Below are 15,853 nucleotides of genomic sequence, written 5' to 3' on the forward strand. Positions count from 1 at the left end.
AGTGCCTATCGTAACTTAGCTAAAAAGAAATTTGAGTTTGGTTTTTTAGCCAAGGATAACTGAATAATTGATACCAATTATCTCTTCACCGCTTGCATCTCGATGTATGCTAAAGGAAGGATTTTCGTAGATTGACAAAATAGGTAATTGAATATCAAATGGAAAAATTTCATTTGCCCTGATTAAGTCTTGAAGCGGTAAATATCTGTCCGGAGATTTTAAAATTACTGCTTCAAATAACCACTCAATCAACTCAGTATTTGAGATTATCCTTGGAGATGATGTGATGAAGCCATTTTCTCTTTGTTCCAGGACTCCCCAATTGAGAAGAGTTTGAATTATTCGTTCTATTGATCTCTTAATCGTTATCTGATTGCTATATTCTCCTAGAATTCTAGAAATGACCTCTTGCTTTGTGATGGTCTCTTGGATTTTCGATAGAGAACCAATTATTTTTACCGTCTGGCTAAATATAGGGAATATACACAAAGACATTCCCCAGTGAAGAGCCAAATGCTCATTAGTGGATAAATTGGGTAAAAGGACTACTGCTTTTTCCTTCAATCGTTGGTAAAGTGGTTCTTTGGGAAACCACATATTCGATAAAATGTTTGCTGTTCTTCGCCCTGATTGAGGAGCTATCCCTTGCATTATCAGAAAAGGTTTAATCTGAGAGGGATCCCCTTTTTGCATGGCCACATTCAGCGCAAATTCTGCCCACTCATAACGGATAAATCGGTCAAAAATGGTCATATAGCATCCTCGTGTGGTAGAGGTTTGTCTAGAATCTGCCCAAGAACTATCCAAGCCAAACGACGCTCAAGTTTATCATGGAGATACTGATTCTGATAACTGCGCAGACATGAGTAGCAACTGGTATCTTGACTGCAACCTTTACATCCTACCACCCGATCATAAGCGCCTTCAAATACTTTATACAGATTGTCATAAATCATGCGGACATAACCTGCGCCTCCGGGGGTGTTATCATACAAGATGAATGAGGGTGTACCCTCTCGGTAATACACAACCCCGTCCACTTCATTTACAGGTATATCCAATTTTTCCACAGCACCAAATAACAGGGCATAGAGGACCGAATAAATAGTTTTCTCATCTTGAATTGAAATACTCAAGTTAAGCTCCAGCACATCGGTCATAAAGCGGTGTCCAAGGTGATAAATTGCATAAGTTCCACTACATTCCTTGCCAGTTTCCGGGTTTTTGTGATTGGGTTTCTTGTGACGATGTTGAGAAGGATTAACCACTTCAGCGTATCCGCATGTTCTGCACACTCGAAAGCCATCCCCGTAGCCGTTATTCACCCGCACTAACCAACCATATCGGGAATAACCCTTGTAGACGGAGATACCTGATGAGAACTCTGGGTCGATTTCCAGAGGTAAATCTAGTTTTTCGTAGGTGTTCGATTGAGTTGTGTAGTGTGAGAAATAAACCTTGCTTGCGTAGATCCGTTCTGGGGGTTGTTCTCCCGGTATATCCGTTTCGCTTGAAGCCACAAAACCAAGTTCTGGTATAATGAAAGTTCCTGCTAACCTGTTCCTGATATTAACCATCGTCCCACACACAGCACAATGATCAATGGGTGCTGTCTCACCCGCTCTTATATTCATTCGCTTACAATTTGGACAAACTGCATACGAGAAAGGTTCCCATGATTTTTGGGGATGTTTTTTGATCCCCTTGCTGTACCAAATCCGCTTTGCGGCAACCACCTGTCCACCGGGAGCAAATTCAGAAATAGCTATTTGTAAATCACGTTCTAACTGAATATCTTTTGCAATTTCAATATTAAGGTGATTCGTCTGCAATGTAACTACATCAGTTGGAAAACCATATTTTGGTAGGACATTCGTAGAACCCAAATACCCTAATAAATCTCGTTCACGAATCTGTTTCTGGATTTGCATGTATTTTTGTGCCTGGGAATAATTTCGGTTCGCAGATGCTTGTTGCTCTAAATTTTGGAATTCATTGATTTCTCTCTGAATGGTTTGAACAGATTTATCTAAAACAGCTTCGTCACTTTCCAGTAAATAAACCTGCCATTCCCAATTTTTCAATTTTAATGTTTCGCGCAGTTCGTCATCATTGGGAATAATTCTCTCAAGTGCAAGTTCAATTTCAGACGGACGATTTTGAAGGAATTTCTTAAGCAATTCAGGCCCATTAGGGTAAGATATGTTTTCCGGATCCACAAAATCTCCCACATTCCGGTACTCAATGTTGTAATTTTCTTTCACCCATCGGAAAAATGCAGCAAAGACTACCGAATGTAAATGGCGTCGAATAATTTTGTCATTCTTCAGTGAAATGATGGGTGGACGGATTTTTCCGGAAACCATCGTTTCCGGAGAATCATAAAACATCAAGTCATGAGGACGACGTTGGGCAAAGGTGACTACCATTGCTACGCTATCCGTCCTACGCCCAGTCCGTCCAGCACGTTGAATGTAGTTTGCACTGGAAGGGGGCATATTGCGCAGTACCACTGCATTCAAGTCTCCAACATCTACCCCTAATTCAAAGGTGGTGGAAGAACTCAGAACATTGATTTTCCCTACAACAAAATCTTTTTGAACTTCTGCTGCTTTTGCAGAGACCCATTGGGCAGTGTGTTCTTCAGCCTCTAAAGGGACAATGTACTCGTGAAGATATTGGGAACGATACATGTTATCTTTAAGCCATGCACCATGATCACCGAGCGGATGCAAGGATCCCATGCACCCGTATGTGGGACACACATTATTCAAATTATGTGGGGTCAGGTTTTGGCATTTATCGCAAATATACCATTTCCCTATACCTTCATCTATGGCTGGAATAACTTCCCAGGCTTGATGGTTCAGGCGGTACAATACCCCTTCACCTTTGATGTTTGCTTTTTTCAGCCAAAAGTCTTGCACAGGACTGGCGTTTCCTGTGAGATATTCCCAAATTTCCATTAATAACTCGAGACTAAGCGTAAGAACTTTGTCTTCTGCTAACTGAGACTGTTGGCGCCTTAACAACCGCGTCAAATAATCAAGGCGCGTATTCTTCATATTGGGTGCAGGACACCAACTATAAATTCCTTGTTGACTTGTTACACTCGCTCCATTATTTCGCACATAGAACAATTTATTTCTGGGCAGAAAGGCATTTTGCCTTTCTGCTAACAAATCAATCCCTTCATCTTCCAACAGATAAGTTACCGCTCCTTGCCGACGGAGTGTATTTAGCAAAATGGTTAAGAGGTTTTTCGCTTCGTCTGAAGTCAGATTCCACGGAGATTGGTTGAAAACTTCTGGAAGCATCCACCCTGCCCCAAATTTTGGTTGGAAATAGACCAGCCCTACCCCTTCGAGACTAATTCGTTTATCTAAACCACTGAATTCTTGCATGAGCCAGGATGCTACCTCTATTCGCTTGTTCCTGATCGACTCTTCTATATAAAAAACCCCATATTGATCAACCAATTTGATTAGGGGGGGCAAACAATCGGGTACACGCATGGGTTCTCCCATGTCCAGTTGACTTTGTTGTTTCAACATCTTTGTAATTAAACGACGCTGCAAAATCTTCTTTTGAGCACGTTCCAGATAAGCAGCAAAAAAAGCCGCTTGCTGGCGATTATCGGAAAAAACCAGCATTTTCCGTCCTTCACCGGGGTATTGACGCTCCGTTTCTTTTCGCGCAGGAGGTACATGCTCATATAAAGCGCCAGCCAGAACACTCACCGGAGCATCCTGACCGGTAAGAAAGCGATATACCACCCCGTTCCGGTTGTAAGTTGAACAGGAAGTACATCGAATTAAGGTCTTCCCTTTTTCCATTTCGATTTTCGCTAATTTCAAGAATGGGACTCCACAATCACAACGTCTTGCGCCCGTTCCAGGAAAATACAAAGCACCACATTTTGGGCAAATTTCAACGGGATTAGGCTTTTCAGTGCCAACATGAGTATCAATTTCTGCTTTTTCCTCAATCAGGGCATCTTCATCCACTTCAACGTTATCTAATTTCTCTTCTAAGGAAAAATACTCTACTCGCTTGGCTTCCAGTTCGTTCTGATATAGCACACTGTTTTGAGTGAGGTATTCTAAATCTAAATCGAGACGGACATACTTTTCATCCGCAATATCTTTACCCGATGTTTCGTTCCCAATCAGGTACGTTACCCCACATCGTGTGCAGTTGGCTATTTCAAACACTCGACTTCCGCAGTGAGGGCAGAACTTTTGTCGCTTGAGAAACAAAATTGGTTTTGGATTAGGGCTTTGATGTTCAGGCGCATGGGTGTTAAGACAAACAAATGCTCCTTCCAAAGCCCGAATAAAAACATGATACCTGGCAGGTAAGAGCGGGGCACTTTGAGGCATTTCCCGCGCTAAGATAGCCGCAGATACCAGGTTGGCGAGGGAAGATTGGGCTTGTTCCTTTGGCAGATCCTCAAAAATAATGCCAGCGATTTCGTTGAACTTATAGGGTTTCTCTCTCAAAAAACTGCGGAGTTTATGGATGCGACCATCCCCTCTAAGCACCTGGTAAATATATCTTGGCACTGCCTGTTCCGGGTGAGATTGAGCTTCCTTAGCAGCCTGTGAAAGAATGTTATCAGGAACTCCAGAAAGTTCATCAGGAATGAATGGCTGTTGACCTTGCCGCCACCCTTCTGCAAGAGAAGCCACTTCAACATACAATTGCTCAGTGCCTTCTCCCCATACATCTCCTAATTCGCTTTCGGGTTTGCGTTTCCCTAAAACCACATCCTGACGATTGGTGTCTTCAGGAATCCATTCAAAAGGTAAGTTAAATAACCGGGAAGCAAACTCAACAATTTTTTGTAAATTCTCAGGACTTTCGTCTCCCAGGGTTGCGCTTGTGGCAATGGCTTGGAGTGTTTTTGGGCTTTTTCGAGTAACACGTTCCTGTAAACGGCGCAAAAGCATGGCGATTTCTGTACCCTGCGCGCCATCATACACATGGGCTTCGTCCAGCACAATAAATCGCCAGTGCTGTCCGGTTTCCCCATCAAAAAGCGGAGAGTCTTTCGGACGCAATAAGAGATATTCCAGCATCGCATAGTTGGTCAACAATAGGTGTGGTGGGGTTTGTTGCATTTGCTGACGACTGATTAATTCATTGGGTAGGGGCTCCGGGAAAGGACTTTCCCGATGTAATTCTCGGTACAATTGCTCCGCCATATTCTGACCATCTGGAGTCTCTCCAATATAGCGTCCAAATGTAATAGCAGGATATTGCTTCAATATACTCCGCAAACGATCCATTTGGTCGTTTGCCAGAGCATTCATGGGGTATAACAACATTCCACGCACCCCCGGCTGGGAAAGCGTGCCGTTTTCTTCTTCCCGAAGCAATGCGTCGAGTATAGGAATTAGAAACGTTTCGGTTTTTCCACTACCAGTACCTGTAGTGACCACAACATTACGTCCGTTGCGGACTTTGCGGATGGCTGTCTCTTGATGAAGGTATAATGGACGCTCGTAGTCCAATCCTCCTGGATCACACAGGGTTTGAAACTTTTGTGAAAGAATTCCCTCCTGAACCAATTCACGAATGCTCTTTCCTGTCTCAAAAGGTGGGGTAATTTCCAGATACGGTCCCTTGATCAATAGGTCTTCTTCTTCCAGGGCTTGGGCAAACTCCTTGCGCAAGCGCTCATCTTGAAAAGGCTTGATGGTCTTCAAGTAGCGAATATAGGTATCCCTTAGATGGGCTGTGGTGTGAATTGGATGAAGGGTGTTTTTCATCGTTACTCCTTATCAGAAAAAACATCTTGGGGGGAGTGAACAGAAAAGCGAAGAGGAAGGGTCATTTTGTAAGGGAAAACAATAGGGAAAGTATCATATTGGTGCTGGGTGGTGTGACGATGCCTCTCCCAAGCAATAATACCTTTACAGGTGATAAATCGCTTACACTTTGTGCAAATTTGGCCTGCGTTTCTTCCTATAAAACTCAGTTCATTTGCTTCAAGGTCAATAGTTGCTTCCTCGGCAATTGATGTCTCTTCACGCGTCTCTTCCTCCCTCAAAACAATGTGCAAACGCGGTTTCTCTTTTTCGAGAAGGAAATAATCATTGCTGCTTGAACCTTCAATTTTGACAATTTTTCCCCAGCCCGCATCACTGAGCACCCAGTATCCCTTATGTACCACTAAATCAGGACAACTGTGTTTGGCTGAGAAAAAGCCCAGTAATCTCCATCGAATTGGACTATCTGGCATTTCTCTCAAGAAAGGAAACGAAAATTCAGGATTCGCAAGAAGTACGTTTGCAGCGCCCTCTTCCGAAATTTTTCCCTGCTGCAAATAATTTTGCAATATATCCAAACCACGACTATCTGAATTTTTGATGAGCACCTCCAATGCTCTCAGCATGACCAGAGGATTTTTGGACATTCCTGTTACGAGATAGGCACTTTCCGGGTTCAGAGTTCTTGCATTCACAACAAGATCAAGATACCTTTGCACAAAATTTTTATCTGAATCTTGCTGAAGTCTCAAAAGAGTTTCTTTCCGGAACATGTTTAGAAGGATAGCTTTCCTGCTCGAAGGGTCAATCTCTGCCAACCAATCCTGCAGAAAGTAAAGCAGTCGCAGGGGAGCACTGGACCAATTTGAACATAACCATTGGATTTCATGATTAAGCTGGCTGGCATTTTTTTGGCTGTGGTAAATACAGGCTTTTTCCAGATGCAAGGCAAAGGATCGTTGAGGATGTATTTGCAGTTGTTCCTCAATTTCGTCTAACCTTTGAGGTGGAGAAACCATCTCTATAAGGATGGAATTCTCCGGTGGTCTCGGAGGTGGATCTTGCAAATCATACCGTCCCATAGCCACAAATTGAAGGCGATATTGAGAAGGCGGCAAAGAATATTCTTTCGGAATATCCATTTGCCACCAACCCGGCTCGTTATGTCGCGTGCTGGGAGAAAGATCGTCAGGAACAGGAATCTGAATTGGATCTGACCAGGGTTGCCACAGACCCCAAATACGCACATATCGTTGACGCAACGGCTCAGGCTCAAACCAGTGCAACCGCCTGCCTCTGTTCTGGAGAATCTCGATTTCACATTTTTGAATATTAAGATCGCGATGGGCTTGCAAAACCGGTAACTCAATGCTTTGCTCATTGAATTGCATTTTCAGGATGAAATATAAGATAGACGCCCTGGAATGGCTTCGTAAAGTATCATGAAATGCATTGAGTTGAAAAACCAATTCCCGTTGATATGTTTGTTGGGGAGGTTGTACTTGTAGGGTTTCATTCTCGTTGTCATCCGTTAAATGGAGCTCCACAATATCCAATTCCATCGCAGAAGGAATTTTCAGGAATAACCGGGGATTGTCGCTTTGGAGTATTTTGGCGAGGGATAAGGATAAAGGCTTATCTTGCCATTCACGGGGTTTACCGGATATCAATTCTAATGACCACTTCAAGTGTGGAATTTCAATCTTGAAAGGTACCCGAATGATCTCTTTCTCGGTGGGCTTTTCAATTTGCAGAGCAACCTGTTCGTCTTCCGCAGGTACGTTGATTTGCCACCTGTCGCCTATGTTTTGTATTTCCGCCTCGCTATCTTCCAACAGGGAAAGAGAGAAACCCTCTGGAAGCCGAATCGAAAACTGCACATCCTTTGCCCCTTGCCAATCAGGAAGATAATAAGGGTGAAGATCTTCCACCTGAATAGAAGAGGGCAAAACACGGAAGGGGAGTTCTGCTTGAAAACTATTGCCCCGCTGGATTGTAAGATGAAAAGTACCGCAGGGGGCTTCTCCCAGCACCTTATGGAGAGATAATCGAACCACATTGTTTTCCGGAACGTTCTCGCCCGGAAAATCGCCGGCAGAATACTCCCACTTCCCTTGCGGGTTTGCAGCGAAACGAGACTGCAGGTGAATTTTCCAGCGGCTCAGTTCACTTTCCAAATGCTCAAAATCATGAACAGGGAGTTCCAAACCGGGACTTCCCAGATAGACGGGTTTCTCTTCTATCGGCAGGCTTTGGGGTAAAAGTATGCCAACAATTTTTGGCTCTTGTGTCCACCGGACAGGCAAAGGGGGGCAAACATCCTGCCCCTGGCGCTGTAAACGAATGAGGCTGGCATTCCTGAGATCCCACGCTTGGGATTGCCAATTGTCCAAAGGTGGTGGGAAAGGATGTAAATGTTCAACTTCATGAACAGACCCTGAAAACAACAATTCAGCATCCGCCGGATAGAAAAGCCACAACGTCTCTGCAGGGATTACCGGGTTGAGAGAACACGCGCTATTATCCCTGTAACGGAAGGCAAAAACAGGCACTTCGGAAGAGGGCAAAAGACGCAGAGAACGCTTAAAAAGCGTTGTTTCGTTTCCTTCTTCACTTTGCCCTACAAAGGAAATTTCGGCATATGGAGCAAGCGTCTCCGGCTGGTAGGAAACTTCATCCGTATGTACTTCTGAACCACTGCGTCGAACACGCAGACGAAGGGTTCCTTCTTCCCCAACAGGCTGGGTGCTATCAACAAGGCGTATCCTCCAGAAAAAACAGACATAACGCGATTGCTCTTCAGAAGAGATAGGTTGGGCAGGCAATTGAATGTTTAAGCCGGGAGCGTAGGGATCAAAATACAAACGCGGCAAACGCCGGCGAATGGATAATTCAGCCCGGTTTTGCCAGAAATGCTCAAAGGCTTGTACCACATACGGGCGGATACCTAAAGTTGCTGCATCGGGAATGGGGTTCCCTTGCACGGCTTCACGCGCCATCTGGCGGCATTTGCTGAAAAAGCGTTGGGCCGGTTCCCCCCCATATTGGAAAAAGTGACGCACAACGTCATCCACAAACAATTCAGCCGTATAATGGTTGAGCAATTCTTCCAGTGCTCGACCGTCTTCCAGATCTTTGTAAGGGGGTTTTTGCACCGAAGGAAGCAAAATGTGCTGAAAGAAATCCGCTAGAGAGTAAGCCGGAATGCCCCCATGAAGACGGATGGGATTTATATATCCTTCTTCGAACTCATTTCGAAAGTCCCGGAGATTGGGGTACTGCTGAATAATTTCGCGGAACAATCTTCCCCAGTGATGGTTTGGGTGAAATATTGCGACGTGATCTATTTCAAACGCTTCGGCTACCTTATCCCAAAAACTGCGTTCGTCGTTGAATGCTGCCTTAAATGACAGATAGGTCACAAAAACGGCGGGAAAATGTGTCCCGAAGTTTCGAGTGGCTTGGGTTAATCCGTACCGACGTATCCATTTTTCCAGCTCTATTTCCAATTCCGCATGCTGTTCCCGAGAAAGCGGAATTTCTCCCAGCAACTGAATTTGGCTGAGATAAGGTTCTAAGTAAGTTTCCCATTCGTGAAGGTGCATACGCCTATTCTCCCCCTTTCCAATTTTTTATAAAAGGCTCTGCTGTCTTGGCTGATCCTCCCAACGCAGGCGCGCGTTGTCGGCATACATTAACAACTGAGAATCATCCTCAAATACCCGTTCCGGAAGGCGATTGGCAACCTGGACAATGGCAGCGTAATTGCGTTCCTTCCACGCCCGGCTGAAGCCCGCTCGGATGGCTTCCAATCGAAAGGCTTTCAACTTCCCCTTACTCTGCAGATAGGCGGCAAACTCGCGCAGTAAACTCTTCTCCCGCAGGGCTTGCAAGTCGCTTTCTTTGGAGGGATCCGGTAACCGCCAGAGCCCCTCTGCATCCTCCAGAAAGTTTTCCTCCAGCATTGTTTTCAACTCGGGCATGGCTTCGTAGGGCAATTTGCGGCTTTCCTGGTTGAAGCGGATGAGCAAATCCGAGTACGTTTTGGGACCTTCTGCCAGTTGAACCCTCAACCACTGGATGGCGCTCTTCTCATCCGTGATCAACAGCGGCATTTGCTCTACCCGCTCGGCTTGCAGGCGCAATCGGTCAAACTGGCTGGCTTGGGGATAGGTGAAAATCATCCCTTCGCGTTCGGCAAAGCGCTCTTTTAAGCCAGCGTAAAATTGCGGCGCAGAGAGGGGCACGGCAAACCCATGCTGAATGTGATAGGCAACCATGCGGTCGAACAGTACATAGGGGGCGCGCTCTTGGACGAACTCGAGCAGAACGTCGTTCTTCAGCATCGGCATGGGCAGGAACTCCAGATGCTGACGCACAAACTCCCAGGCCCCCTCCACCGTACCGGCTTCCAGCGCAAACTGCTGTTCAAATATGGCGGTGGGCTTGTAAGCCGAGATGATCAGGTCCTGCTTGACGGCGCCAAAGGCGTTGACCTGATTGAATGTTCCTTGTATTTTGTCTATCGTACGTACATCGGCGATCACAAAACCGGCGCGTAACAGGGCTTCTTGAATGGCGTTCCAGACGGCGTTTTGCGAGTTATGGAACTCTACCGTCATCCAGCGCCCGGGTTTGAGCACGCGGTAGAACTCGCGGAAGCAGGCTTCCATGAGGGCTTGATATTCGGGCAAGCCCTTGCGCTGGGTCTTGTTGACCACCGCCTCGGGCGCGTTGTTGGTGAAAACGCCCAGCCAGGCTTCCCAGAGGAAGTTGAGTTCGCTGTACATCAGGTTGGCGCCGAAGGGAGGGTCAATAAAAATGTAATCTAATGAATTATTAGGCAAGTTTAATCTGTTGCTCGATTGGGTTGATAATAAACCAAAACTATTCTTCTTAGTTCTTATCAGTAGATTTAGAAGTTTATAGAATTTTCTTGAGATAAAAGGAATTGGATCTATCTCTCTAATTGTGGATGCAATATATAAAGTTCTAGATAATTTACTAGGTATACCACTTGTCCTTTCTCGGTTTAATTTTGAGGAGCCTTCAGTAATTCCTGTAAGTAGCCAAAGCAAATAATTTTTGTGTGGAGATTTTCCCATTTTTTTAAAAATTTCCGCCAGCGCCCATAGATTGCGGCGGGTGTAGAAATGGTGCACGTGGGTAACTCCCACGTTAAACGGGTCGCTGGTTTTGTCACCCTTCGGCAAAGGATAGGTCGGGAACGGATAAGGAATGTCGCTGTTTTCGATTTTCTCCAGCAGGGCAAGGTCTGCGGCATCCGGGCGTTTTTCGTAGCGCTTCTTGCCCACGCTGTAGTTGATCAGCACCGGCACCTGCTTGGCTTGGCGCACGGTTTGCCCGATGGCGCGGTCGTACTTGGTTTCAAAGGCGCGCTCCACCCGCAGGGTGCGGCTTTCTTTGCGCGGGCTCTTGCTGAGCAGGGCGCCACATCCAGGACAGTGCCAATCGTCGCGAATCTGCCCGTTTTCATGATCCACCGCCACGTCCCAGAAGACCATCTCTGCCCCACACTGCGGGCAGAGAAAGACATCCGACCAGACGGTATAGTTGATTTTGCCTTTTACCCCCTCACCCCCAGCCCCTCTCCCAGCGGGAGAGGGGGGCGTGTGCCAGGTTTCGTACATCCAGTCGCATTCTTTTTCTACTTCCCGGAGAATGCGCTGGGCTTCACGCTCAAAGGCGCGCGCATCGGCCGGGGTGTTGTAGTTGTAAGCGATGAACGTGGCGGCGGGGGAGAGATCAATGAGCACGGCTTTACGCGTCCCCAGGCGGGAAATGGGCTTATCACCTTCCCAGATGATGTCCTGCTCATCCACGCGGTAGCCCAGGCTCTCCACAGTTCTTTGATCGCCACATAATTGCGCCGCCACGCCGGTCATGCCGGTGCCGCAGAATCCGTCCAGCACAATATCGCCCGGTTCGGTGTAGTGCAGAATATAGCGCATGATGGCTTTGTGCGGCACTTTGGTGTGATACGAATGGGCATTGTAGATAGGATCGTTCTTACCCTCCGAGACATCTGCGGCAAATGGCTCGCGATGGTAGTGGTTCTCGGCATCGTTGGGCAAGCCCATTTTCTCGCGGGTCTGGCGCCGTTCTTCCTGCCATTGCGCCAAAATTTCCTCCATGAAGGGATTGGGACAAGCCGTGTAGTAGGGTGGATCGGAGAGGTTGAGGATGGCTTCGTCGCTGGCAATGGGAAAGCCGGGAATCTGGCGGAATTGCGCATCTTTTAGGTGCTGGCATAGTTTCTCCCGCCATTGCTGACGTTCTTCTTCGGAAACCATTGGGGTAGCATTGACTTGCTCAAACAGTTCGTCTTGATGCATATCTCTTCCTTTACCAGTCAATCTCAATGCGTACTTTGGTGAGATCCTTATCGCCGATTTTCTTATCCAACAAAGTTTTCAACCGTTGGTAGAGTTCTTCGATGGTGCAGGGCATTCCCGGCTGGGTAAGAGCAATCAAGAAGTCGCTGCCTTCCAGCACCACTTTATCCAAACCGCGTAGCGCGTCGTTGATAGCCTCAACGAGATTCCTGGATACCGGAGAAGTAAACTCGCCCTTTTCCACGAACTCCTTGATCTGCTCGCGGTAGGGCGATTTGAGCAAAGTGATATTTTCGGCAACTTCGGGTTTTTGTAATTCCTCACGCAGCCGGGCAATCCACTTGCTGTGCACCAGGTTCAGGTTTTCTTCTAATTTCTCCAGTCGCTCCACAGCAGAGAAGGAGAACATTTCACTGCGCGGGTCAAAGCCACAGTGAGGGCATTCGGTGTATTTGGATAAATCCTCAAGCGTAAGGTTCGGACAGGAACGCAATTCCGAAAATTCTTTTTGCAAGCGAGTCAGTTCACTGTTGGGCAGGATAATCACCTCTTGTAAGGTAAGCAAATGGCGCCAGTGCGGGTTTTGGGTCAACTTCTGCTTTCGCTCATCGCCCAAACGGTCGAGCCGCGCTCTGGCATGTAGATTAAGATATGCCTGCGCATAAGACGACCGCAGATTGCTCAGTCCGCCATTCAGACGGGAATACAGCGAAGGGTCGGCGCGTTGTTGAGGATTTCTTAACCAGGTAAGATGCTCATTCCTCAAGCGCTGAGCCTCGAGATGCCATGGATGATGCTCAGGAAGATGCAAATCAGCCCGTGTTATGTACTGGAGATGAGATTGTACCGATTGAAGGACATCCCGGAGCATGATAAGAACTTTGAGAGTGTCTCGTCCCTTCAGTTGTGCTTGCACTTCCCCAACTTCGAGAGAAAACTGCTGCAAACGCCCGGGGGTATTCAAGCGTTGAATCATCTCCAGCAAATTTTTATAGTTATCCAACGACTTACGATAAGATTGAATTTCATCTGAAGATAGAACAGGCTCTCCCCAATACTGTAAGCCATCCCGCAGTCCATCCATCACCATCACTAGGCGTTGAAGTTCTTCATTAGCGAACTGATTCAGTTCTTGGACCATGCGTTCATGCTGTTCGGAGTAATCTACCCATTCTGGAGGGAACCCCAGTCCTTGCAAGAGCGCTTTCAGCGCTTTTTCGGGTATCGGCTTTGGCCGAGAAATAGCAGAAAACTGCATGAAATCTTCAATTTTCAGACGCGCTACTTCATTAAGATCATCTGAAGTGAATGTTTTTCCCATCCAGTTAATAGTGATGGCGCCTTGACGGAGAAGCGCCGCTAGAACAACCATCAACAGTTCCGGCTCAAGGCCAAACTGAACTTCACGCTCTTCATGACGTGGGTCAGGCGGGGCTATTAAGTCCTTGCGGTTGAGTACCTGAGCGGGAGGAAGTGTATCCAATTTATTGAGCACTGCCCGGGCGTAACGAGATTCCAGAACAGTGAAGACTGGTTTATTATTCTCTTTTCGAAGTAAATCAAGTCCTTCCAGAATACTCTGGGCTTGGATATTCATCGAGCCACCTGTCATTGCGCGAATTGCCCATTCCGCGGCTTCCGGTAAGGACTTCAAGGTAAGTTGCATGCCGACAAAGGATGGGTATTCGGGGTACTTTTGGTCAAAAACAGGCTGGAGGATGGCGGAAGCAAGTTGATAGATCTGATCGCGCAAATTGATTTCCTGGCGGAAAAGACGATACTCGCCCTTGTAATCAGCCACCCGGCGAGAAACCGCCCCGTATCGAATGGAAAAAGCCTTGTCGAAGTATTCCCGAATCCAGCGGGAAAGGTCTCTCAGATGGTTTTCTGCTTTTTTTTCATACTGCATCTTATTACTTCCGGAAGAAATTGTCGACATTTCGCGTGCGCCAGCATATAACCTGAGCGAGCGCAGAAAATCTTCCTGAGGGGACTCAAGTACAAAGAAAATTTCATCCGAACGGGGCTGGTCATTTTTTCCGTTAGTTTTGAATAGGTGCAAGAAGTGAATATAAAAGTCGCGCTCCGGGTGGGTGGTGGAGAGTTCATCGCGCGTACCCAGGAAAATATAACCATCCCGGGTAATTCCATGACCTTGCCAAGGGATCTCAACCTGCCAGATGCGAAAACCGGTCCGGTAGGTGCTATCGCTTAATTCCAGAAGGCGCCTTAAGGCATCGAAGTAGTAGCGGTCAAGAGTATCCGGATCCAATACAGCGGCACGTTGCTCGATTTGAGCATCAAAATCAATGTCTTTATCTAAATCAAGATAATACTGATCGTTTTCCGGATTACGGGAGAGAAATTGCCCGCTAACTGTTCGGGAAATTTCCTGCAGAACATTTTCCACACTGGTCAGTAGGAAAGTTGCATCGGTTTCAGGAATAGGCAGATACAGACACAGACGATCGCGCAGTTCTCTGGGGGTCAATCCAATCGGCACACGCAGGTCGCCGGTAGTGAGGCGATGAAGCGAAAGACTGTGGATGATCCGAATAGCGGCATCTCGGTAAATGGGAGAAAGGGCATTACGCACCCGCTCTTCCAGCACCTGGCTCTTGTCCATCACCTCCCGAATTTCTGGGATTGCTCTGTAAGAAGGGTCTTCGAGAATCAAACGCCAGAATGCATCAAACGAAATCAGCCCAGGGCGGTCTTCTGGGACTTCCTGTTGAAGTATTTGACGTATTTCGTGACTGACTGCCTTGAGGGCTTGCCGTTTTTCAATAACTGTCACTCGCTCGAACATTTCCAAGTATGCCGGGTGAATGGGGAACAACGCAACAAAGTCTTCTAAACGCTCTGCCATTGAGTCGTACAGGGGGGTGAACTTTTGTAAGTAAGTTCGAATCTGTTGGCGTTGTTTCTCATACTTCGCAAGTAAACGGCGAGAGACGACAAAAGCCACATCTTCGCGGACAATGCGGACTTGTTGATACCGATCACGCACCCGGCGGATTGAATCTGCGGCAAATTGGAAGCGTGGGCTGTCAAACAATGATTCCTGTAACCCGGCTATGAAGCGCAAGTCGGTCGTAGAGCAAATCTCACCGATTTCTCGAAGAAACGAAAGATCATGGATCAACTCACGTTCATTTCGTCCTTGCAAGTAGTCCAGTAATTCATCAATAACAATCAATAGGCCCTGTCTGGGGTATTTTGCTTGAAAAGCGTGGATAGCGTTTTGGAGCAAATCTTTGGTGTTGGGAACCTGATTCATGGGCGGGAAATGCACTTCAACCCCCATTCGGGCTAGCCCTTCTTGCAAGTATTGGAGGACAATATCCCGCAAAGTCATCGCAGAATTGCCGATTTCCTGGCGGATCACACTGAAGCGACCTGCAATAGGCTGAAGGCCTTGCTGGACAGCAGGATGAGTGACCTCACTAAGTAATTCGGCATGTTCTGCAATAGCAGAAATAAGCGCCATTAAGTGCGATTTACCGGTGCCATAGTATCCCACAATGAATAAACCACCGTTATCTTCACTCCGTTCAAGGCTGATAGTAGGCAGGATGCGGAGCAGGATGACATCCGCCATGCGGTCAGAAATGACATACGTGCGCACAAGTTTTTCGGCAATACGGTGGTCATCTGCCTCACGGACATGGACTACATTTTCGACGGGTTCGAACTGAACTAGGTCAGAATACTTCATGATAA

The 15,853-nt window shown here is 46.8% G+C and carries 5 protein-coding genes; all 5 read right to left on the reverse strand.

Features of this window, described 5'->3' with window-relative positions; all coding sequences use genetic code 11:
• Positions 1-45: 45 nt before the first annotated feature.
• The 5 genes from AC812_RS16520 to AC812_RS16540 are packed head-to-tail and all read right to left on the reverse strand — an operon-like array spanning position 46 to position 15,848.
• Complete coding sequence (locus AC812_RS16520) at positions 46-753, reverse strand: hypothetical protein (RefSeq protein WP_061919055.1); 708 nt, start codon at positions 751-753, stop codon at positions 46-48.
• The gene (locus AC812_RS16525) at positions 750-5,774 is read right to left on the reverse strand and encodes a DEAD/DEAH box helicase (protein ID WP_061919057.1); all 5,025 of its coding nucleotides are present in this window, start codon (positions 5,772-5,774) and stop codon (positions 750-752) included. The genes AC812_RS16520 and AC812_RS16525 overlap by 4 nt, the downstream gene beginning before the upstream one ends.
• Before the next feature lie 2 nt (positions 5,775-5,776).
• On the reverse strand, positions 5,777-9,379 hold the full coding sequence (locus tag AC812_RS16530; RefSeq protein WP_061919058.1) for a hypothetical protein: 3,603 nt from the start codon (positions 9,377-9,379) through the stop codon (positions 5,777-5,779).
• A gap of 27 nt (positions 9,380-9,406) precedes the next feature.
• Entirely contained in the window at positions 9,407-12,130 is a 2,724-nt protein-coding gene (locus AC812_RS16535) for a DNA methyltransferase (protein WP_082149207.1), read from the reverse strand.
• Positions 12,131-12,140: 10 nt separating this feature from the next.
• A complete protein-coding gene (locus AC812_RS16540; protein ID WP_061919060.1) occupies positions 12,141-15,848 on the reverse strand; it encodes a DUF6079 family protein in 3,708 nt (1,235 codons plus the stop codon).
• Between the last annotated feature and the right edge of the window lie 5 nt (positions 15,849-15,853).

Source organism: Bellilinea caldifistulae (assembly GCF_001306055.1).
GTDB lineage: Bacteria > Chloroflexota > Anaerolineae > Anaerolineales > Anaerolineaceae > Bellilinea > Bellilinea caldifistulae.